The 20,855-nt window shown below is 71.4% G+C and carries 21 protein-coding genes; 12 read left to right on the top strand and 9 right to left on the bottom strand.

The window, feature by feature from the left end; translation table 11 throughout:
• Positions 1–70 precede the first annotated feature (70 nt).
• Entirely contained in the window at positions 71–1,714 is a 1,644-nt protein-coding gene (gene groL, locus QFW81_RS14945; RefSeq protein ID WP_280579893.1) for a chaperonin GroEL, read from the bottom strand.
• 141 nt (positions 1,715–1,855) lie between these two features.
• Complete coding sequence (gene groES, locus QFW81_RS14940; protein WP_280579891.1) at positions 1,856–2,146, bottom strand: co-chaperone GroES; 291 nt, start codon at positions 2,144–2,146, stop codon at positions 1,856–1,858.
• A 153-nt stretch (positions 2,147–2,299) separates the two neighbouring features.
• On the opposite strand from groES, the gene QFW81_RS14935 reads away from it, so the two are divergent.
• A complete protein-coding gene (locus tag QFW81_RS14935) occupies positions 2,300–2,443 on the top strand; it encodes a hypothetical protein (RefSeq protein ID WP_280579889.1) in 144 nt (47 codons plus the stop codon).
• Between the two features lie 643 nt (positions 2,444–3,086).
• Here QFW81_RS14935 and QFW81_RS14930 read toward each other — a convergent pair.
• Positions 3,087–3,560, bottom strand: coding sequence for a winged helix-turn-helix transcriptional regulator (locus QFW81_RS14930; RefSeq protein ID WP_280579887.1), 474 nt, complete (start codon positions 3,558–3,560; stop codon positions 3,087–3,089).
• A gap of 257 nt (positions 3,561–3,817) precedes the next feature.
• Here QFW81_RS14930 and QFW81_RS14925 point away from each other — a divergent pair, with 257 nt between their 5' ends.
• Together QFW81_RS14925 and alr are read left to right on the top strand one after the other, a co-directional pair.
• Complete coding sequence (locus QFW81_RS14925) at positions 3,818–5,101, top strand: D-amino acid dehydrogenase (protein WP_280579886.1); 1,284 nt, start codon at positions 3,818–3,820, stop codon at positions 5,099–5,101.
• 2 nt (positions 5,102–5,103) lie between these two features.
• The gene (gene alr, locus QFW81_RS14920) at positions 5,104–6,183 is read left to right on the top strand and encodes an alanine racemase (protein ID WP_280579884.1); all 1,080 of its coding nucleotides are present in this window, start codon (positions 5,104–5,106) and stop codon (positions 6,181–6,183) included.
• Between the two features lie 15 nt (positions 6,184–6,198).
• On the opposite strand, the gene QFW81_RS14915 is transcribed toward alr, so the two are convergent.
• Positions 6,199–6,693, bottom strand: coding sequence for an acyloxyacyl hydrolase (locus QFW81_RS14915; protein ID WP_280579881.1), 495 nt, complete (start codon positions 6,691–6,693; stop codon positions 6,199–6,201).
• Between the two features lie 307 nt (positions 6,694–7,000).
• Between QFW81_RS14915 and cutA the strand changes: the two genes are divergently transcribed.
• From cutA to QFW81_RS14900, 3 genes are read left to right on the top strand one after another with little or no spacing between them, the layout of a single operon-like run.
• Positions 7,001–7,330 (top strand): divalent-cation tolerance protein CutA, encoded by a 330-nt coding sequence (gene cutA, locus QFW81_RS14910; RefSeq protein WP_280579880.1) that lies wholly within the window; start codon positions 7,001–7,003, stop codon positions 7,328–7,330.
• Positions 7,327–9,762: a protein-disulfide reductase DsbD family protein gene (locus QFW81_RS14905; protein WP_280579878.1), complete on the top strand. Its 2,436-nt coding sequence runs from the start codon at positions 7,327–7,329 to the stop codon at positions 9,760–9,762. The genes cutA and QFW81_RS14905 overlap by 4 nt, the downstream gene beginning before the upstream one ends.
• Entirely contained in the window at positions 9,759–10,358 is a 600-nt protein-coding gene (locus tag QFW81_RS14900; protein ID WP_280579876.1) for a TlpA family protein disulfide reductase, read from the top strand. The genes QFW81_RS14905 and QFW81_RS14900 overlap by 4 nt, the downstream gene beginning before the upstream one ends.
• 4 nt (positions 10,359–10,362) lie before the next feature.
• Here QFW81_RS14900 and QFW81_RS14895 read toward each other — a convergent pair whose 3' ends face one another.
• On the bottom strand, positions 10,363–10,986 hold the full coding sequence (locus tag QFW81_RS14895) for a glutathione S-transferase family protein (protein WP_280579874.1): 624 nt from the start codon (positions 10,984–10,986) through the stop codon (positions 10,363–10,365).
• Between the two features lie 219 nt (positions 10,987–11,205).
• On the opposite strand from QFW81_RS14895, the gene aroQ reads away from it, so the two are divergent.
• The 3 genes from aroQ to accC all read left to right on the top strand — a co-directional run bounded on the left by aroQ (position 11,206) and on the right by accC (position 13,650).
• Positions 11,206–11,652: a type II 3-dehydroquinate dehydratase gene (gene aroQ / locus QFW81_RS14890; protein WP_280579873.1), complete on the top strand. Its 447-nt coding sequence runs from the start codon at positions 11,206–11,208 to the stop codon at positions 11,650–11,652.
• 48 nt (positions 11,653–11,700) lie between these two features.
• Positions 11,701–12,192, top strand: coding sequence for an acetyl-CoA carboxylase biotin carboxyl carrier protein (gene accB, locus QFW81_RS14885; protein WP_280579871.1), 492 nt, complete (start codon positions 11,701–11,703; stop codon positions 12,190–12,192).
• 90 nt (positions 12,193–12,282) lie between these two features.
• A complete protein-coding gene (accC, locus tag QFW81_RS14880; RefSeq protein WP_280579869.1) occupies positions 12,283–13,650 on the top strand; it encodes an acetyl-CoA carboxylase biotin carboxylase subunit in 1,368 nt (455 codons plus the stop codon).
• Here the strand turns inward: accC and QFW81_RS14875 are convergent.
• Positions 13,647–14,081 carry a hypothetical protein gene (locus QFW81_RS14875; protein ID WP_331488087.1) on the bottom strand — a complete coding sequence of 145 codons (435 nt, stop codon included), beginning with the start codon at positions 14,079–14,081 and terminating at the stop codon, positions 13,647–13,649. The genes accC and QFW81_RS14875 overlap by 4 nt on opposite strands.
• Positions 14,078–15,088 carry a hypothetical protein gene (locus QFW81_RS14870; RefSeq protein WP_280579868.1) on the bottom strand — a complete coding sequence of 337 codons (1,011 nt, stop codon included), beginning with the start codon at positions 15,086–15,088 and terminating at the stop codon, positions 14,078–14,080. The genes QFW81_RS14875 and QFW81_RS14870 overlap by 4 nt, the downstream gene beginning before the upstream one ends.
• Before the next feature lie 285 nt (positions 15,089–15,373).
• Here QFW81_RS14870 and QFW81_RS14865 point away from each other — a divergent pair, with 285 nt between their 5' ends.
• The 3 genes from QFW81_RS14865 (at position 15,374) to QFW81_RS14855 (ending at position 19,101) form a co-directional block, all read left to right on the top strand.
• Positions 15,374–15,835 carry a CopL family metal-binding regulatory protein gene (locus tag QFW81_RS14865; RefSeq protein ID WP_280579866.1) on the top strand — a complete coding sequence of 154 codons (462 nt, stop codon included), beginning with the start codon at positions 15,374–15,376 and terminating at the stop codon, positions 15,833–15,835.
• A gap of 105 nt (positions 15,836–15,940) precedes the next feature.
• Positions 15,941–17,794: a copper resistance system multicopper oxidase gene (locus QFW81_RS14860; protein ID WP_280579864.1), complete on the top strand. Its 1,854-nt coding sequence runs from the start codon at positions 15,941–15,943 to the stop codon at positions 17,792–17,794.
• Positions 17,795–18,306: 512 nt separating this feature from the next.
• Positions 18,307–19,101, top strand: a complete 795-nt coding sequence (locus QFW81_RS14855; protein ID WP_280579862.1) for a copper resistance protein B — start codon at positions 18,307–18,309, stop codon at positions 19,099–19,101.
• Between the two features lie 207 nt (positions 19,102–19,308).
• Here the strand turns inward: QFW81_RS14855 and ung are convergent, their stop codons facing one another.
• Positions 19,309–20,013 carry a uracil-DNA glycosylase gene (ung, locus tag QFW81_RS14850; protein ID WP_280579861.1) on the bottom strand — a complete coding sequence of 235 codons (705 nt, stop codon included), beginning with the start codon at positions 20,011–20,013 and terminating at the stop codon, positions 19,309–19,311.
• Complete coding sequence (locus QFW81_RS14845; RefSeq protein WP_280579859.1) at positions 20,010–20,852, bottom strand: response regulator; 843 nt, start codon at positions 20,850–20,852, stop codon at positions 20,010–20,012. The genes ung and QFW81_RS14845 overlap by 4 nt, the downstream gene beginning before the upstream one ends.
• Between the last annotated feature and the right edge of the window lie 3 nt (positions 20,853–20,855).

Genomic DNA, 20,855 nt, shown 5'->3' with positions numbered 1-20,855 from the left:
GCGGCCGAACAAAGAAAAACCCCGCCTCGCGGCGGGGTTCTTCGTGTCGCTGCACACCGGGTGGCGCGGATCAGAAATCCATGCCGCCCATGCCGCCCATGCCACCGCCGCCGCCGTGGGCGTGCGGCTCTTCCTTCTTCGGAAGCTCCGCCACCATGGCTTCGGTGGTGATCATCAGGCCGGCGATCGAGGCCGCGTTCTGCAGCGCCGAGCGGGTGACCTTGGTCGGGTCCAGGATGCCGAACTCGATCATGTCGCCGTATTCGCCGGTCGCGGCGTTGTAGCCGTAGTTGCCCTTGCCGTCCTTGACCGCGTTGAGCACCACGCTCGGCTCTTCGCCGCAGTTGGTGACGATCTCGCGCAGCGGAGCCTCCATCGCACGCAGGGCGATGATGATGCCGTGGTTCTGGTCCTCGTTCGCGCCCTTGAGCTGGCCGATCGCCTGCAGCGCGCGCACCAGCGCCACGCCGCCGCCCGGAACCACGCCTTCTTCCACCGCCGCACGCGTGGCGTGCAGGGCGTCTTCGACGCGGGCCTTCTTTTCCTTCATCTCGATCTCGGTCGAGGCACCGACCTTGATCACCGCCACGCCGCCGGCCAGCTTGGCCACGCGCTCCTGCAGCTTCTCGCGGTCGTAGTCCGAGGAGGTCTCCTCGATCTGCGCCTTGATCTGCTTGATGCGCGCCTCGATGCCACCGGTCTCGCCGGCGCCGTCGATGATGGTGGTGTTCTCCTTCGAGACCTGGACCTTCTTGGCGCGGCCGAGATCGTTGATCGTCGCCTTCTCGAGCTGCAGGCCGACTTCCTCGGAGATCACGGTGCCGCCGGTCAGCACGGCCATGTCTTCCAGCATCGCCTTGCGACGGTCGCCGAAGCCCGGGGCCTTGACGGCGCAGACCTTGACGATGCCGCGGATGGTGTTGACCACCAGGGTCGCCAGCGCCTCGCCCTCGACTTCCTCGGCGACGATCAGCAGCGGCTTGCCGGCCTTGGCCACGCCTTCGAGCACTGGCAGCAGGTCACGGACGTTGGAGATCTTCTTGTCGTGCAGCAGGATGAACGGGTCGTCGAGTTCGGCCGACATCGACTGCTGGTTGTTGATGAAGTACGGCGACAGGTAGCCGCGGTCGAACTGCATGCCCTCGACGACGTCGAGTTCGTTGTCCAGGCCGGAGCCTTCTTCAACGGTGATCACGCCTTCCTTGCCGACCTTCTTCATCGCATCGGCGATGATGTTGCCGATCGACTCGTCGGAGTTGGCCGAGATGGTGCCGACCTGGGCGATCGCCTTGTCGTCGGCGGTGGGCTTGGAGATGTTCTTCAGCTCCTGCACCGCGGCCTTCACGGCCTGGTCGATGCCGCGCTTGAGGTCCATCGGGTTCATGCCGGCGGCGACCGCCTTGGAACCTTCGCGGATCAGCGCCTGCGCCAGCACGGTGGCGGTGGTGGTGCCGTCGCCGGCGTTGTCGGAGGTCTTCGAAGCGACTTCCTTCACCATCTGCGCGCCCATGTTCTCGAACTTGTCGGACAGTTCGATTTCCTTGGCGACGGACACGCCGTCCTTGGTGATGGTGGGAGCGCCGAAGCTCTTCTCGAGCACGACGTTGCGGCCCTTCGGGCCGAGGGTGGCCTTCACGGCATTGGCGAGCGTGTTGACGCCGCGCACCATCTTGGCGCGCGCATCCTCACCGAAACGGATTTCCTTGGCGGACATGGTTGCTGACTCCGGAATTTGGATTGAGTGTTGGGTCGGAAAAAAGGCGAAGCGGCGGACTCGGGGGCATCGGGATCTCCGGCGCTTGTGCGATCCGGTCGATCCCCGCGCCGGTGTCGACGCCCGTCGCGGGAGCGGCGTTTAGCCGAGCACCGCGAAGATGTCGTCTTCCTTCACCACCAGGTAGTCGGTGCCGTCGAGCTTGACCTCGGTGCCGGCGTACTTGCCGAACAGCACCTTGTCGCCGGCCTTGACCTTGGGGGCGCGCAGGTTGCCGTTGTCGAGCACCTTGCCCTCACCCACGGCGACGACTTCACCCTTGATGGGCTTCTCGGTGGCCGAGTCGGGGATCACGATCCCGCCGGCGGACATCTTTTCTTCTTCCATGCGCTTGATGACCACGCGGTCGTACAGCGGCTTGATGTTGCTCATGTTCAATCCTCGCAAGTGATTGATTGCACAGGTAAAGGGGCGGCGATGTTAGCACTCGGCACACGCGAGTGCCAGCAACGCTGGCGCGAAAATCCCGGGCGGACCGGGAGGTGCGCGGAACATGGGGCGGGGCGAGTGGGCTTTCAAGGGCAGGTGAAGAAAAAATCTCCCTCGCTGCGCGGCAGGAGCAGCGCCCGCCCCGGGCGCGGACATGCCGGACGGGTGGCGGCCGCTGCGGCGATGCGCGAGCTCAAGCCCGAGCTCGACGCCTACGACGCCATGCGCCCTGGTCGCTGAAGCCGCTGCCCGCGCTTCACTCCGCGCCGACCCTGCCCGGCCGGGAAGCGGCGGGACCGGGCGGATCGGCCCAGGATCAGGCACGGATGTCGCCAGGGTCGTCCCGTGGCGCGCGATGGCGCGGATGCCGAACTCGATCGGGGGCGCAGGGGACGGGTGCCTCCGGAGGCGAATGTCCCCCGCCGCCGGCCACGGGCCGGCGGCTCCTCCTTGATTTCGCCCCCGGAGACACCCGTCCCCTGCGGAGCAGGATCCGATGTCCGCACCATGTCCACGCGCGCAAGCAACCTGCATTGCGGCCGTCCCCGCGCTCCGCTCGGGGATCCGACCGCCAGCCGTGACCCGCCGGGGGCGGTGGGCTTTTGCGGCGAAATCAAGGAGGAGGCCTCCGCCGGCAGGCGGAGGCCGGGGGACATTCGCCGCGGAAGCCCGCCGGCCCCGGCGGGGCCCGTCAGTTCGCCGCGTCTCCCGTCAACTCGCAACTGCACCCTTCGGGCGCGCAAGACCCAACCACAGGTCGTGAGCGCGCAGGCCCGCATTCAACAAGTACACGCCACGTGCGCCACGCCTGCACCGCCTCAACACGAGGGTTCCCAACGCCTCGTGTCTGATGTCAGCTCCCGTGCGCAGCGGCCCGGCGCGCTCAATCCCCCACTGGCAGCTCCAGCGTCTCCTTCACCTCTTCCATGACGATGTAGCTGCGGGAGTCGCGCACGTGCGGCAGGGTCAGCAGGGTGCTGCCCAGCAGCTTGCGGTAGGAGGCCATCTCCGAGATGCGGGCCTTGATCAGGTAGTCGAAGTGCCCCGACACCAAGTGGCACTCGAGCACGTTGGGCAGCTTCAGCGCCGCGCGGCGGAACTCCTCGAAGATGTCGCCGGACTTGTAAGCCAGGCTGATCTCCACGAACACCAGCAGCCCCGCCTTCACCGAAGCCGGTGCCAGGCGCGCGTGGTAGCCGGTGATCACGCCATCGCGCTCGAGCCGGCGCACCCGCTCGGTGCAGGGCGTGGTCGACAGCCCCACCCGCTCGCCCAGTTCGGTGAAGGGGATGCGGCCCTCCTGCTGCAGGATGCGCAGGATGCGGCGGTCGATCCGGTCCAGCTCGCGCGACTTCATGGTCCTGCCTGAGGCGGCTTTCTCGGGAATATTACCTGGCTTATCGCCAAAAATCGGAATAACCAACTGGGTCCGCCTTCCTATACTGGTGGATGCCACGGCCATTGCGCGGCTTGCGAGCGCCCGGCGATCGCACCGCCTGTGGCCCGCAGCAGCGCAGGCAGCGACAGGCGGAATCCGACGGCGGCCGTCGACCGCCCCGGACGCGGCGGAAGAACGCGACACCCATCCACCGGCTTGTGGCGAGGCGAAAGGCGATGCGCATCCTGATCCTGGGTTCCGGCGTGATCGGCGTGACCAGCGCATGGGCGCTGCGCCGGGAGGGCCACGAGGTGGTCGTGGTCGACCGCGCCGAAGGGCCCGCCATGGAGACCAGCTTCGGCAACGCCGGCCAGGTCTCGCCCGGGTACGCCTCGCCGTGGCCGGCGCCGGGCATTCCGCTCAAGGCGATGAAGTGGCTGCTCTCACGCCATGCGCCGCTGGCGATCCGCCCCTCCGCCGATCCCGCCCAGTACCGTTGGCTGTGGCAGATGCTGCGCAACTGCACCCACCACCGCTATGCCGTGAGCAAGGCGCGGATGGTGCGGCTGGCCGAGTACAGCCGCGACCAGCTGGGCGAACTGCGCCGCGAGACCGGCATCGAGTACGAGCAGCGCACCCTCGGCACCACCCAGCTGTTCCGTACCCAGGCCCAGCTCGACGGCGCGGCGCGCGACATCGCCGTGCTGCGCGAGTACGGCGTGCCGCACGAATTGCTCGACCGCGACGGGATCGTCCGGGTCGAGCCGGCGCTGGTGCAGGTTCGCGACAGCCTGGTCGGCGCCCTGCGCCTGCCGGGGGACGAGACCGGCGACTGCCACCTGTTCACCACGCGCCTCGCGGCACGCGCGGCCGACGCCGGCGTCGAGTTCCGCTTCGGCCAGCGCGTGGATGCGCTGCTGGCGGCGGGCGATCGCCTCACGGGGGTCCGCATCGACGGGCGCGTCGAGACGGCCGACGCCTACGTGCTGGCGCTCGGCAGCTGGTCGCCCGGGCTGCTCGCGCCGGTCGGCGTACGACTGCCCGTGTATCCGCTGAAGGGCTATTCGCTCACGATTCCGATCGCGGACGATGCCTGCGCCCCGCGGTCGACCGTACTCGATGAGAGCTACAAGGTCGCGATTACGCGGTTCGACCGGCGCATCCGCGTCGGCGGCATGGCCGAAGTGGCCGGCTACAATCTGTCCCTGCCGCGCCGGCGGCGCGAGACGCTGGAGATGGTCGTGCGCAGCCTGTACCCACATGGCGGAGACTTGGATCGCGCGGAGTTCTGGACCGGCCTGCGTCCGTCCACGCCCGATGGCCCGCCGGTGGTCGGTGCGACCCGCTTGCGCAACCTCTGGCTCAACACCGGCCACGGCACCCTGGGCTGGACCATGGCCGCGGGCTCGGCCTCGTACCTGGCCGACCTGATCGACGGCCGCACGCCGGCGATCGATCCGGAGGGCCTCGACATCAGCCGTTACGACCGGCCCTGGCCGCTGCCCACGGGACTGCGCTGACCATGCGCCCCGCCCGCGCCAGCATCGACCTCGACGCCCTGCGCCACAATTACCGGCACGCGCGTGCACTCGGCGGAGGGCGCGCGCTCGCGGTGGTCAAGGCCGACGCGTACGGCCACGGCGCGGTCGCCTGCGCGCGCGCGCTGGAGCCGGAGGCCGACGGCTTCGGCGTGGCCTGCCTCGAGGAGGCGCTGGAGCTGCGCGAGGCCGGCATCCGCACGCCGATCCTGCTGCTGGAAGGCTTCTTCGATGCCTATGAACTGGCATCGATCGAACGCCACGAGTTGTGGACCGTGGTCGCCTCGCCGTGGCAGGTCGACATGCTGGAGCGGCACCATGCGACCCGTCCCTGGCGGGTTTGGCTGAAACTCGACTCGGGCATGCACCGTCTCGGCCTGTCGCCCGCCGAGTACCTGCCCGCCTGGCGGCGACTGCAGGCGCTGCCATGGATCGACACGCTGGTGGCGATGACCCACTTCGCGCGCGCCGACGAACTCTCGCATGCCGGCACCGGTGGCCAGATCGCCGTGTTCGACGCGGCCGTGTCGCAGCTGCCCGCCGGCACGCCGGCCAGCCTGTCCAATTCGGCCGCGCTGATGGCGTGGCCGGCGGCGCGGCGCGACTGGGTGCGCCCGGGGCTGATGCTGTACGGATCGCACATGCTCGACGCCCCGCGTGCGGAGGCCGACGCCCTGCGCGCAGTGATGACGCTCGAGTCGCAGGTGATCTCGGTGCGCGAGTTGGACGTGGGCCAGCAGATTGGTTACGGCGGGACCTTCACTACCACCCGGCCCACCCGCGTGGGCGTGGTGGCGGGGGGCTACGCCGACGGCTATCCGCAGTACGCCAGTGCCGGCACACCGGTGGTGATCGACGGCCGTGCGGGCGAGTTGATCGGTCGGGTATCGATGGACATGCTCACCGTCGACCTGACCGACCATCCGCAGGCGGGCGTCGGCAGCACGATCGAACTGTGGGGTCCGCGCCTGCCGGTCGCCGAGGTCGCCGCCCGGGGCGCAAGCAGCCCCTACCGACTGCTCACCGGTCTCAAGCGCGTCCCGCGTCGCTACATATGCGCGTGACCGCGCGCCTGCACGTCAGAAACGCCAGGCCGCCTGGAGCATCGTCTCGCCGTCGTTGGGCTGGTGCAGGCTGGCATTGGAGATGTGCCGCGCGAGCAGCGAGAACCGGCCCCACTGCCAGCCGATGGTGCTGATGAACTGCGGCGAGCCCGACAGCGCATCGGTCTCCCCGCTCTGCACGCCGACGCCGAACCCGCCGACCAGGCCGCTCGGCCGCTCGTAACGCAGACCGCCGTGGAACACGGTGACGTGGTCGCCGTTGTCGTAATCCGAATCGCTGCGCCCGCGCACATGCATCGCGCCCAGTTCCCAGTGCAGCATGCCGCCGCGGAACTCGCGCCAGACCGGCAGCCAGGCGACCGAGACCACCGGCGTGTCCTCGTTGTCGCGGGTGAAGGAGGCGCCGGCCCCGACCTCGACCTGCGCGGCGGCGGCGGCACTGAAGGCACACAGCAGCGGCAGCGACAGCAGGGCGAGCCGACGCGCGGCAACGTGGATCGATCGCGGCATGGGGAAACCGGTGGAATGGGGGACTGCGGAAGGATAAGGCCCGGCGCGCCACCGTGCACCGGCACCGGCCCTCCCGCCACGGCACGCAGCGTTGCGGTCGCGCACGACGACTGGTTCTACGGGGACGTCCACGGCGGGCGCTGAGGCTGACGCTCTTCCACCCTCCGAGGTTGGTTCCATGGACGCCGCTGCCGCCGGTCGCTGCGGTTCCGGCATCTGCGCCGACCGGATGCTCTGACCTGCGGAGCGCGGCGCCCACCGCGTCCGGGTCGGCTACCCTTGTCGCCCCCGCCCCAGCGCCGCCTCCGTGACCGCCATCGCCTGCCTGTGCACCTGCCCCGACGCCGCCAGCGCGCGCCGCATCGCCCATGCGCTGGTCGAAGCGCGCCTGGCCGCGTGCGTGAACCTGCTGCCCGGCGTCACCTCGGTGTACCGCTGGCAGGGCCGGGTGGAGCAGGCCGATGAAGTGCTGCTGGTGGCCAAGACCGTGCGCGAGCGCCTCGACGCGCTGACGCGGCAGGTGCAGGCGCTGCACCCGTATGAACTTCCCGAAGTGGTGGCGGTCGATATCGCCGGCGGCCTGCCGGAATACCTGGACTGGATCGCCGCCGAAACCCGACCCGGAGCGACCGCTTGAACGCGACCCGCGGCCTCGCATGGCGCCTGTACGCCTTGCTGGCGCTGCTGCTGGCAGCACTGCCGGCAGCCGCCGTGGACGACAGCCAGCTGCTGCCGGTGGACCAGGCCTTCGCCCTCGAGGCGAGGGCCACGGCACGCGGGCGGGTCGAACTCGAGTGGACCATCGCCGAGGGCTACTACCTTTACCGGCACCGCATCTCCGTGCGCGAGGTCGGGGGCGGGTTCAAGTCCAATCCGCTGCAGCTGCCCGCCGGCAAGCGCCATGTGGACGAGTTCTTCGGTGAGGTCGAGACCTATCGCCAGCGGCTCGTGGGCGTGTTCACCGGCGCCGCCGCGGATGGCACCACGGCGCTGAGGCTGGAAGTGAAGTACCAGGGCTGCGCCGACCTCGGCATCTGCTACCCGCCGCAGACGCGGATGCTGCAGGTGCCGCTGCCGGGTGCGGACGCGTCAGCGCCGGGCAGCAGGCCGGCCGCCGCCAGCGCCGCAGTCGCTGCGCGCGACCCCGGCTTCGCGGCCCTGGGCCGCGCCTTGTCCGGTACCCCGGGCGCGGCGGCGACGCCGTTGACCGGTACCGATGCCGCAGGCCGCTCGCAGGCGCTGCCGCTGCCGCCGGAGCAGGCGTTCGGCTTCGAGGCCATCGCCGACGGGGGCGACGGCCTGCTGCTGCGCTTCACCCCTGCGCCCGGGTACTACCTCTACCGCGACCGCAGCCGCTTCGAGGTCTCCGGCGCCGACGGCACCCGCGCCGGCGCGCCGCGCTGGCCGGACGGCGCGGCCCACCGCGACGCGCACTTCGGCGAGGTGGTGGTGTACTTCGAGCAGGTCGATATACCGCTGCCGCTGCGCCGCGGCAGCGCCGGGCCCGCGCACGTGCAGGTCACCGCGACCTTCCAGGGCTGCCAGGACGAGGGCATCTGCTACCCACCGATGACTCGGACGGTGCAGGTGGCGCTGCCGGCCGGAACGCTGGCGGTCGAGGCGGCGGCCACGGCCCCGGACGCGGGCGCGGGCCCGGACTCGCTGTCCCCCGCGAGCACCGACGATCGGGCCGGGCTCGACGCGGAGGATGGCGGCGGGCCCGTCGCGACCGCCTCGACCACGCCGATGCCGGACGCGGCGGCGGCCACGCCCGCCGGCGGCCTGCGCGGCCCCGCCCCCGACGCCTCCGCCGACAACGCAGCACGCACGCGCCCGCCCGGCGTGGCACTGCCGGCCGGTGGCGTGTTCGGTGCGCTGCTGCTGGCGCTGCTCGGCGGCCTGGTGCTGAACCTCATGCCCTGCGTGCTGCCGATCCTGTCGCTGAAAGTGCTGGGCCTGGCGCAGAGCGGCGAAAGCCGCGCCCGGGCCCGCAGCCACGCGCTCTGGTACACGCTGGGCGTGCTGGTGGCGTTCGCCGCGGTCGGCGGGCTGGTGCTGGCGCTGCGCGCCGGCGGGCAGGCGCTGGGCTGGGGATTCCAGCTGCAGCAGCCCTGGTTCGTCGCGGCGCTGGTGTACGTGATGTTCGCGGTCGGATTGAGCCTGTCGGGCGTGTTCACGCTGGGCGGCGGGCTCGGCAGCGTCGGCCAGTCGCTGGCGGCGCGCACCGGCCCTGCGGGCGACTTCTTCACCGGCGTGCTGGCCTGCGTGGTCGCCAGCCCCTGCATCGCGCCGTTCATGGGCGGCGCGCTGGCGTTCGCCTTCACCGCCTCGCCGCTGCTGGCGCTGGCGGTGTTCCTGATGCTGGGCCTGGGCCTGGCGCTGCCGTTCCTGCTGATCGGCCTCGTCCCCGCGCTGGCGGAGCGGCTGCCGCGGCCCGGCGCGTGGATGGAAACGCTGAAGCAGGTGCTGGCGTTCCCGATGTACCTGACCGCGATCTGGCTGCTGTGGGTGCTCGGCCAGCAGCGCGGCGTGGATGCGATGGCGCTGGTCGCGGCCGGGCTGGCGCTGTTCGCGCTGGGCCTGTGGTGGCACGAGCGGCGGCGCTGGACCGGCAGCACGCTCGGCCGCGCGCTGGCACTGCTGCTGGTGGCCGCGGCGCTGTTTCCGGTGTGGAAGGTGCACACGCTGGTGGCGCCGGCGCGGGTGGCCGAGGTCGGCGATGCGCAGCGCCACGCGTGGACGCCGACGCGGCTGCAGGCACTGCGCGGCGAAGGCCGGGCGGTGTTCGTGAACATGACCGCGGACTGGTGCGTGACCTGCAAGGCCAACGAGCGCCGGGTGCTGTCGCAGCCGGCCTTCCGCGATGCGCTGCGTGCGGCGGACGCGGCCTACCTGGTCGGCGACTACACCGATGCGGATCCCGAGATCGCCGCCTTCCTCGAACGCCACCGCGCGGTCGGCGTGCCGCTGTACGTGGTCTACCCGTCCGGCGGCGGCGAAGGCGAAGTGCTGCCGGCGCTGCTGAGCGATGCGGTCGTGGTCGCGGCGCTGGAGCGCGCGGCACGGTGAAGATCACCCCGCTGAAGGTGGTGCTGGTCGCGCTGGCGGCCGGGGGCCTGGGCCTGCTGGCGGGGGTGCTGGCCACCGGCGGCGGGCCGCTGCTGGGCACCGACCTGGGCCAGCGCGTGCTCAACGATGCGCTGACCGCCAACGCGCCGCCGCTGTCCGACGGCGGTCCGGTCGCACGCCGCGGCGAGGCGCTGCCGCCGGTGCAGGTGGAGGCGCTCGACGGCGGACGGATGCGCCTGCCCGGCGATTTCGCCGGTCGCCCGCTGCTGGTCAACGTCTGGGCCAGCTGGTGCGGCCCCTGCATCAAGGAGATGCCCGAACTCGACCGCTACGCCCGTGCCCAGGGCGCGGCCGGCGTGCAGGTGCTGGGCCTGGCGCTGGACGAGCCGCAGGCGGTGCGCGAGTTCCTGGCGCGCATCCCGGTGCACTACCCGCAGGCGATCGATGCGCCGGGCCCGGCCGACGCCGGCGTGCGCCTGGGCAATCCCAAGGGCGTGCTGCCGTACTCGATCCTGGTCTCGGCCGACGGCCGCCTGCTGAAGCAGAAGATCGGCCCGTTCGAGCACGGCGAGATCGATCGCTGGGCGGCGCCCTGACGGATCAGTCCAGGCCCGCGAACGGGTCGCGCCAGGCGTCGATCTCCTCCAGCTGCGCGTGCCAGCGCCGGATGTGTGCGAACGGCTCGAGCGGCAGCCGCGCCTCGGCCGCGAACGGCAGCGCCGAGGCGACCCGGAAGTCGGCATAGGTGGGCGCGTCGCCGACCAGCCAGCGGCGGCCGGCCAGGGTTTCGTCCAGGATCGCGGCGAACTCCCGGAAGTCCGCGTCGGCGGCCTTCACCACGGCAGCGTCCGGCGCGCGTTCGAAATAGCGCGGCACGATGATGTGCTCGAAATACAGCACGCCCCCGGCGCTGGTGAAGTGGTGCGCGCTCCAGCTCACCCACAACATCACCTCCTCGCGCCGGGCGGGCGGCCAGAAGCTCTCGTCGCAGCGCGCGGCCAGCCGCATCGCGATCGCGTCGGTCTCCCACAGCGTCAGGTCGGGCTCCACCAGGATCGGCACCCGGGTGTTGGGATTGATCGGGCGGAAGGCCTCGCGCTCGCGGCCCATCGGGTCGGCGCGGACGTAACGCACCGGCGCCTGCAGGTGGCGCGCGACGGCGACCGCGACCCGCGGGTTGAGGTTGTGGGAGTAGTAGAGAATGTCGCTGGGGGCGTGGGACATGGGGCGGGCCGCCGGTGGGGGGTCACGTCGACGTCGAACGCCGGGCGCCCGGATCGACATCGCGCCGGTGCCGGAGTGCGCCGCGCCGTGCCCGTTGCGAGCGGCCCGCGCGACTAGAGCCGCGGCTCCAACCGCGCTGAACTCCGCCAAACTTCGCCGAACTGGACACCATCCGGAGCTTGCGCCAGACTGCGCGCCTGTTCCGCGGCAACCGATCCGATGGCCAAGCTGCTGCTCCTGCACGGCCCCAACCTCAACCTGCTCGGCACCCGCGAGCCGGAAGTCTACGGCCACGCCACCCTGGCCGACATCGACGCCGGACTGCAGGCGACCGCCACGGCCGCCGGCCATGCGCTGGAATGCCTGCAGTCCAACGCCGAGCACGTGCTGGTCGACCGCATCCAGGCCGCCCGCACCGACGGCACCGGCTTCATCCTGATCAATCCGGCCGCCTTCACCCACACCAGCGTGGCGATCCGCGACGCGCTGGCGGCGGTGGCGCTGCCGTTCATCGAGATCCACCTGTCGAACCCGCACGCGCGCGAGCCCTTCCGCCAGCACAGCTACCTCAGCGACAAGGCGCTGGGCGTGGTCTGCGGCTTCGGCGCCGACAGCTACCGCTACGCCCTGGACGCGGCCCTGCGCCGCCTCGCGCCAGGCGCCTGACACCCGTTCCCCTGTCCCTTTCCACAGCGACACCGCCCGAGGCCAGCCATGGACCTGCGCAAGATCAAGAAGCTCATCGACCTGCTCGAGGAATCCAACCTCGCCGAACTGGAGATCAGGGAGGGCGAGGAGTCCGTGCGCCTGTCGCGCAACCCCACCGGGAACGCGCCGCTGGTCTACGCCCAGGCCGCCCAGCACGCGTCCGCGCCGGCGCGCGGCAGCGAGCCGGTGATGCCCATGCTCTCCCCGGTCGACAGCGCCACCGGGGGCCGTCCCGCGGAGTCCGTCGGCAATGGACTGCCCGACGGCCACGTCGTCACCTCGCCGATGGTCGGCACCTTCTACGCGTCACCCGCGCCGGACAAGCCGGCCTTCGTCAGCGTCGGCCAGCAGGTCAAGGCCGGCGAGACACTGGGCATCATCGAGGCGATGAAGATGTTCAACCCGATCGAGGCCGACGCCTCGGGCACGGTGCTCGCGGTCGCGGTCGAGAGCGGCCAGCCGGTCGAGTTCGACCAGCCGCTGTTCGTGATTGGGTGAGCAGGGCTTTCGAGCGGCGCGAGCCGCGAGCCTGCGAACGCCCGCCGGCCGGCAGGCCGGTGGGCCGGAGATGCAACCTGGAACTTTCCCATGCTCGATAAAGTAGTCATCGCCAACCGTGGCGAAATCGCGCTGCGCATCCTGCGCGCGTGCCACGCGCTTGGCATCCGCACGGTCGCGGTGCATTCCACCGTCGACCGCAACCTCAAGCATGTGGCGATGGCCGACGAGTCGGTGTGCATCGGCCCGGCGCCATCCAACCGCAGCTACCTCGACATGCCGGCGATCATCGCCGCGGCCGAGGTCACCGACGCGCAGGCCATCCACCCCGGCTACGGCTTCCTCAGCGAGAACGCGGACTTCGCCGAGCGTGTCGAGCAGAGCGGCTTCGTGTTCATCGGGCCGAAGGCCGAGACCATCCGCCTGATGGGCGACAAGGTCGAGGCGATCCGCGCGATGAAGGAGGCCGGCGTGCCGTGCGTGCCCGGCAGCGGCGGACCGCTCGGCGACGACGTCCCCACCAACGTGCGGATCGCGGCCGAGATCGGCTATCCGGTGATCGTCAAGGCCGCCGGCGGCGGCGGCGGCCGCGGCATGCGCGTGGTCCATACCGAGGCCGCGCTCGCCAACGCCATCGCCACCACCAAGCAGGAAGCCAAGGCCGCGTTCGGCAACGACATGGTCTACATGGAGAAGTTCCTGGAGAACCCGCGCCACGTGGAGATCCAGGTGCTCGCCGACGGCCAGGGCAGCGCCATCCACCTGGGCGAGCGCGACTGTTCGATGCAGCGCCGCCACCAGAAGGTGGTGGAGGAAGCGCCCGCGCCGGGCATCACCCCCGAACAGCGGGCGGAGATCGGCAAGGTGTGCGTGGAGGCCTGCCTGCGCATCGGCTATCGCGGCGCGGGCACGTTCGAATTCCTGTACGAGGACGGCCGCTTCTATTTCATCGAGATGAACACCCGCATCCAGGTCGAGCACCCGGTCACCGAACTGGTCACCGGCATCGACCTGATCCGCGAGCAGCTGAAGATCGCCTCGGGCCAGAAGCTCTCGATCCGCCAGGAGGACGTGGTGCTGCGCGGCCATGCGGTCGAATGCCGCATCAACGCCGAGGACCCGGACACCTTCCTGCCCTCGCCCGGCCTGATCCAGCACTTCCATTCGCCCGGCGGGCCCGGGGTGCGCGTCGACTCGCACATCTACGAGGGTTACACCGTGCCGCCGAACTACGATTCGATGATCGGCAAGCTGATCGTGCACGGCGCCGACCGCGAGCAGGCGATCGCGCGCATGCGGGTGGCGCTGAGTGAGATGGTGGTGGACGGGATCAGGACCAACATCCCGCTGCAGCAGCGGATCATGGCCGACGCCGGCTTCCAGGCCGGTGGCCAGAACATCCACTACCTCGAAAAGCGCCTGGCCGAGCGCAAGGACAAGGCGCTCTCGATCGGCTAGTCCCGCGGCAGCAACCGCCCCGCGCCGTCGGCCGCTGCCGGCGGTTCGCCGCGACCGCCGTCCACCGGCCGGTCGGCCGCGTCGCGCAGGGTGCCCGGGATCGGCACGATGCCGTCGCTGGCGGCGGGATTGGTCACGACCACGTACTCGCTCGAACCGTCGGGCCAGACCACGCGCAGGGTGGTGCCGGGCGCCAGCGAGGCGAACGGCGCACCGCTCTGCGCGCGATACGCGGCCGCCATCTGCGCCGCGCCCAGGTTGCGCATGTCCTCGCTCGCATGGACGGTGACCGGTGCCACCTTCGACAGGTCCGCGTACGCCTCGTCGCCCGCGTCGAGCACGGTCAGCCCGATCGCCGCCACCGAGTACACCGCGAACAGCAGCAGCCAGAACAGTCCGGCGAACCGGCGCCTCGTCATCTCGAACTTCATGGTGCTCCTCCGAAACGTTCCACCAGCGCATCCACCGCCGCGCTGACGTGGTCGACGCTCTGCCGCGGGATCGCGGCGTCATAGACGAATGCCTCGAACCCCTGCGCCGGGTCGCGCGAACAGACGCCGCCGTTGACGCAGTACGACGTCATCAGCGCGCTGTCCGGCCCGCAGTCCGCACCCATCCGGCACGCGGCCAGCTGCCAGGTGATCGCGTGGTACTGCGGCGCCACCTCGCGGTCCAGGAGCGAGAGCCAGTCGGGGACCTCGACCGCCGTCGCCAGCGCGCCGAACGCGTCGGCATCCCCCGCGCTCCCGACCCGGTCCAGCAGCGCGCCGGCGTAATCGTCGGCCGTGGAGACCGGCTCGCCACGCGCAAGCAGTTCCGCTTCCGCCGGCAGGTTGCCGCCCTGCGCGGCCTGCACCCGCAGTTGCCGGACGCGCGTCGGCGACAGCCCGTCGGTGGGGGTGAAGCGGCGGCAGCGCGTGGCCACGCGCTCGCGCGCGGCCGTCATCGCCGGCCCGGCCGCGAAACCCAGGGCGGCGAGCGTGGCGCTGTCGCGCACGAACGCCGCCGGGTCCGATGCGTAGCCTGCGCAGGTGTCGACCACCCGGCTCATCAGCCACGCGGCCTCGGGGTCGCCCTCGCGCAGCGCCGGCAACAGCTGTTGCGAGTACGCGAACAGATCGTCGCTGGTCTCCAGCGCGCTGCGGCGCGAGGGATTGCGATGGCGTCGTCCCGTCGCATCGTCGCGGGCGCCGTCGTGCACCGCGCGCACGCCCGCGTCACCGGCATCGGCCGGGATGCGGGACGCCTGCACCGGCACACTCACCGCCTGATGACCGAGCGGAGCGGGCAAGGTGTCGAGCACGGCTGCGCGATGATCGTCGCGCAGCAGCCACAGTCCGAGCACCAGCGCCAGGCCGCTCGCGGCCAGCAGCATCGCGCGCGGCTGCACGCGCCCCGCTTCGACGCTTCGCCACGCATTGTCTTGGCCGACCTGCATCGACAGGCTCCACGGGATCCCGCGCGGTGGCGCCGCTGGCGCCCGGCGCGCCGGTATGCCCGCGATTCTATCGCGCCCGTGCCGGGCGCTGCGCGGCAGGCTGGCTCGGCACAGGCGCGGGATCCCGGACGGTCAGCGCTGACGAGGGGGTCGCGTGACCGGACCTGCAGGCACGCACGTCAGCGCACGGCGCAGATATGGCATTGGCCCAACGTGCCGGCCCCACGGGCGCCGGGAGCGATGTCCGGCACGCGCGGCGGTCGAAGCTGAACCCACCGCGGCCCCGTGCCGCGCCGTGACCCGGGGCGCCGCTCGCGCGGGACCGCTGCGGTATCCTGCCGGCTTCTGCGCAACGTCCGCCCTGCCGTGCTGTCCGTCCTGTCCCGCCTGTTGCTGTGCCTGTGCCTGCTGGTCGACACCGTCGGCCCGGCAGTCGCGGCCACGCATCCGGCGAACGCGATGGGCCCCGCCGTCGGGACGCCGACGCCCGTGGCGGACGAGGATTGCCACGGCATGCCGGCCGACGCCGTCGGCGATGCGGTCGCGTCCATACCCGCGTCGCCGGTTCCCGTGGATGACGAGTGCGTGGAACGCTGCCTCGAACTGTGCCTGCAGCACGGCCCCGCGACCCTGCCCGCGATCGCGCCCGTACCGCACCCCACCACCGCGGCACCCGCAGCATCCGGCGTCGCAACCAGGCTGGTGCCCGCGTACGCCTTGCCGTCCCTGCGACCGCCGATCGGCTGAGTCCGGCCGCACGCGCGGCCAGACCTCGTGCCGCGCCTCCTGCGGCGCGTACCGCCATCCCCGATCGACCGGGCGCGTGCATCGCGCCCGCCACGGAGCATCGACATGATCCATCGCAGTCCGCGGCTGCCCGCGCACGCGCCGGCCTCGCCATCGCGGCGCCATTTCGTCCAGGGTCTCGTGCTGGGCGGCGCCGCACTCGCTGCCGGCACCCTGAGGCTTCCCGCCCACGCTCGCGAACGCGTGGCCGCGGTGCCGGGCACCGAACTGGCCGGCAGCGAGTTCCAGCTCGACATCGGCCAGAGCCTGGTGAACTTCACCGGCCGCCCGCGCCAGGCGATCACCATCAACCACCGCCTGCCCGCGCCGGTGCTGCGCTGGCGCGAAGGCGACACCGTCACCCTGCGCGTGGCCAACCACCTGCCGCCGGGCGTGACGACCTCGATCCACTGGCACGGCATCCTGCTGCCGTCGAACATGGACGGCGTGCCGGGCATGAGCTTCGACGGCATCGCATCGGGCGAGGCGTACCTGTACCGCTTCACCCTCAAGCAATCGGGCACGTACTGGTACCACAGCCATTCGCTGCACCAGGAGCAGGCCGGCCTGTACGGCGCGATCATCGTCGACCCGCGCGATCCGCCGCCCTACCACTGGGACCGCGAACACGTGGTGCTGCTGTCGGACTGGACCGACCTGGACCCGGACGACCTGTTCGCCCGGTTGAAGAAGGCGCCGCATCACGACAACTGGTACAAGCCCACGGTCGGCGACCTCATCCGCGACGTGCGTCGCGACGGACTGGCCGCCACGCTCGCCGACCGGCGCGCGTGGGGGCAGATGCGCATGACGCCGAGCGACCTGTCCGACGTCAACGCGCACACCTACACCTACCTGATGAACGGCGCCACGCCCTCGGGCAACTGGACCGGCGCATTCCGCCCGGGCGAGAAGGTGTTGCTGCGCTTCATCAACGCCTCGGCGATGACCCATTTCGACGTGCGCATTCCGGGACTCAAGATGACCGTGGTCGCCGCCGACGGCCAGTCCGTGCATCCGGTGAGCGTGGACGAACTGCGCATGGGCGCGGCGGAAACCTTCGACGTGATCGTCGAGCCCGCGGGCCAGGACGCCTACACCGTCTTCGCCCAGGACATGGGCCGCACCGGCCATGCGCGCGGGACGCTGGCGGTGCGCGCCGGGTTGGAGGCACCGGTTCCGGCAGCCGACCCGCGTCCGCGGCTGACCATGGACGACATGGGTCATGGCGGACATGGCGCGCACGCCGGAGGCGGCAAGGCGATGGAAGGCGGCTGCGGCGCGGCGATGATGGCCGAGGGCGGCTGCGGCGCGAACATGCACGCGCCGGCCGCGCGTCCGCACGTCACAAACGCCGCCCACGCGACGCACGCGGGCGACGAGGACGGCATGCAGTCGCACCCGGACAGCGAAACCGGCAACCCGCTGGTCGACATGCAGACCATGGCGCCCACGCCGCGCCTGGACGACCCCGGCATCGGCCTGCGCGACAACGGCCGCCGCGTGCTCACCTACGCCGACCTCAGGAGCGTGTTCGACGATCCCGACGGCCGCGAGCCGTCGCGCACGGTCGAGCTGCACCTGACCGGCCACATGGAGAAGTTCGCCTGGTCGTTCGACGGCATCCCGTTCTCGAGCGCCGAACCGCTGCGCCTGAACTACGGCGAGCGCATGCGCATCGTGCTGGTCAACGACACGATGATGCAGCACCCGATCCACCTGCACGGGCTGTGGAGCGACCTGGAAGACGAAGCGGGCGCGTTCATGGCGCGCAAGCACACCGTCGACATGCCGCCGGGCACCAGGCGCAGCTATCGCGTGCGCGCCGACGCGCTCGGCCGCTGGGCCTACCACTGCCATCTGCTTTACCACATGGACGCGGGGATGATGCGCGAAGTGCGCGTGGAGGAAGGCGCATGAGCCGGTATCCGCGCGCCCTGGCCCTGCTCCTGCTCGGGCTTGCACCACTTGCGGCCACCGCACGGGAGGGCGGACACCCGCAGCATGCCGCGCACGCCGAGCATGCCGGACACACCTTACAGACCGGCCACGCCGATCATGCCCGGACCGCCGATCGCACCGGACCCACCGGCCATGACGCCCATTCCGGGCGGGCTTCAGGTGCCCCGCCCGCCGCGGAGGCCGGTCACGCCGGACACGGCGGGCCAATCCATGACGCGCCGATGCAAGGCTGCACACCCGCGCATGCGGCCATGGGCCACTGCACGCCAGGGCAGTCCGCAGACGTCGACGCGCAGGCTCCCGCTGGCAGCGATCCGCATCGCGGACACGGCGCCGCTGTCGCCCAGCCGCCACAGCCGGATACCCGCTGCACGCCCCGGCATGCGGCCATGGGCCACTGCACGCAGGAACGTCCGGCACGCGACGACGCACACGCCGGTGCAGTGACGCATCCGCACCAAGGCGACGGCGTGCGGGAACCGGTCCCGGTGGACGCCTGTCCGCCGGAACACGCGGCGATGGGCCACTGCACGCCCACGATCGCCGCCGTGCCGCGCGAGCCGATCCCGACGCTTACCGACGCCGACCGCGCCGCCGCGTTCCCCGCGCTCTCGCATCCACACATGGCGCACGGCGCGACGACCTGGCGCCGGCTCGACATCGACCACCTGGAAGCCTGGGACGACGGCGACACCCGCGGACAGTCCTGGGAAGGCAAGGCCTCCTGGGGCGGCGACATCCACCGCGCCTGGCTGCGCAGCAGCGGCGAACGCACGGGCGGCCACCTCGAATCGGCGCAGGTCGAACTGCGTTACTCGCGCGCGGTCGCCCGCTGGTGGGACGTGGTGGGCGGCCTGCGACGCGACTGGGGCGATGCGCCGTCGCGGACGCGCCTGGGCGTCGGCGTGCAGGGCATCGCGCCATACATGTTCGAGGTGTCCGCCATCGCCTATGCCGGCGAAGGCGGCGGGCTGGCGGCGGAGCTGGAGGCGGAATACGACCTGCGTTTCACCAATCGCCTGGTGCTGCAGCCCATGGTCGAGGTCGAACTGAACTCGAAAGACGACCCGCGCCGCGGCATCGGCCACGGGCTGTCCGAGGTCGAGGCCGGGCTGCGCTTGCGCTACGAAGTCACGCGTCGGTTCGCGCCGTATCTGGGCGTCGTGCACGAACGGGCGTTCGGACGCACCGCCGACCTGCACGCGGCGGACGGCGAGGCGACGCGCGAGACGCGCTGGATCGCCGGGATCAAGCTCTGGTTCTGAGCACGGGCGATGCATGGCGCGTGGATGCGCGCCGCGCCCGCGTGAGTCAATGGAACACGGAGCGCCGCCGCACAGGGGATCTCATGGCTGTCGCGGCGTGGCGGCCTTCAGCGGCGGCCAGACGCACGACCCCGGTGCGAGTCCCGCGCGTCGCGCGCCAGGTCGAGGCCTCGGGGTCCGGACGCGACGGCGTCGCGCGCCTGCATCTCACGCCTCGATCTGCGCGCGCGGCGGCAGCGACCAGTCGATCGGCGCCTGCCCGTGCCGCATCAGGTAATCGTTGGCGGCGGAGAAGTGCCCGCAACCGAGGAAGCCGCGATGCGCGGACAGCGGCGAGGGATGCGTCGTGCGCAGCACGCGGTGCCGGCGCGGATCGACGATCGAGCCCTTCTTCTGCGCGTACGCGCCCCACAGCAGGAACACCAGGCCCTCGCGCTCCCGGTTGAGCACGTCGACCACGTGGTCGGTGAAGCCCTCCCAGCCGCGGCCCTGGTGCGCGCCCGCCCGCCCCTCCTCCACGGTGAGCACCGCATTGAGCAGCAGCACGCCCTGTCGCGCCCAGGGCATCAGCCAGCCATGGTCGGGACGCGCGAGCCCCAGATCGCGCTGCAGTTCCTTGTACATGTTCTCCAGCGACGGCGGCACCGGCACGTCCGGACGCACCGAAAAACACAGGCCATGCGCCTGGCCCGGCCCGTGGTAGGGATCCTGGCCGAGGACCACCACCTTCACCGTGTCGAACGGCGTCGCCTCGAACGCGGCGAAGATCTCGGGGCCCGGCGGATAGATGCGCGCGCCGGCCGCGCGGCGCTCACGCAGGAAGCCCGACAGCGCGCGCATGTCGTCGCGCGCGAACCAGTCGCCCACGCGCGCCTTCCACGATGGCTCGAGCCGCACGTCCGGTGCGTTCATGCCTGCAGCGGGTGGTCCGGCAGCCGCGACAGCCGCAGCTGGAACAGCGCCTTGGTCGCGAGCAGGCGTTCCTCGATCGGCTTGAGCACCAGGTCGTTGGCGCCTTGGCGCAGCAGCGCGGCCTGGTTGTCGCGGTTGTCGTCTCCGGTCATCACCAGCACCGGCAGCCGGCGCTTGCCGTAGCCCAGGCCGTTGCGGACCTTGTCGAGCACGTCGCGGCCGTCGAGCTCGCCTTTCAGGTACAGGTCGGTGAGCACCAGGTCGGCGCCGGGGGCGGCATCGGTGCCGGCATAGGCCTCGAGGTAGGCGATCGCATCCTCGGCATTGGTGACGTGGGTGACGCGCATCTGGTGCGCCTCGAGCATGCGCCGGATCGCCACCGCCACCGTGCGGCTGTCCTCGATGTACAGCACGTGCGCGTCGGCGATCGGCTGCGGCTGCACGTAGCCACGGATGAACGCGGCCAGCGCGTTGTGGCCCAGGCCCTTGTCGAAGTAATCGGTGACGTCTTCGGTGAAGCGGCGATCCTCCAGGTGCGACTGCACGTCGCCGGAGATCACGATCACCGGTACGTAGCGCTGGCCGCCGGCCTCGCGCACCGCGCGCGCGACCTGCAGCCCGTCGCCGTCGGGCAGCACCAGCGCGGTGGTCACCAGGTCCACCGGCTCGGCGCCCAGCACCGCGCGCGCCTCGGCCAGGCTGCCGCCCTCGGCCACGCGCACGCCCGGCAGTTCCTTCTGCAGCACCGCCAGGATCAGCTTGCGCACGAGCTTCGAGCCGTCGACCACCAGCACGCACGGGGTCTCGGTGTCCAGGTGGCGCAGATCGTGCGACATCATGTC

This window comes from Luteimonas kalidii (genome assembly GCF_029887935.1).
Taxonomy (GTDB): Bacteria; Pseudomonadota; Gammaproteobacteria; order Xanthomonadales; family Xanthomonadaceae; genus Luteimonas; species Luteimonas kalidii.
Note: the sequence above shows the minus strand (reverse complement) of the source record. Positions and strands in the feature narration are given on the sequence as shown.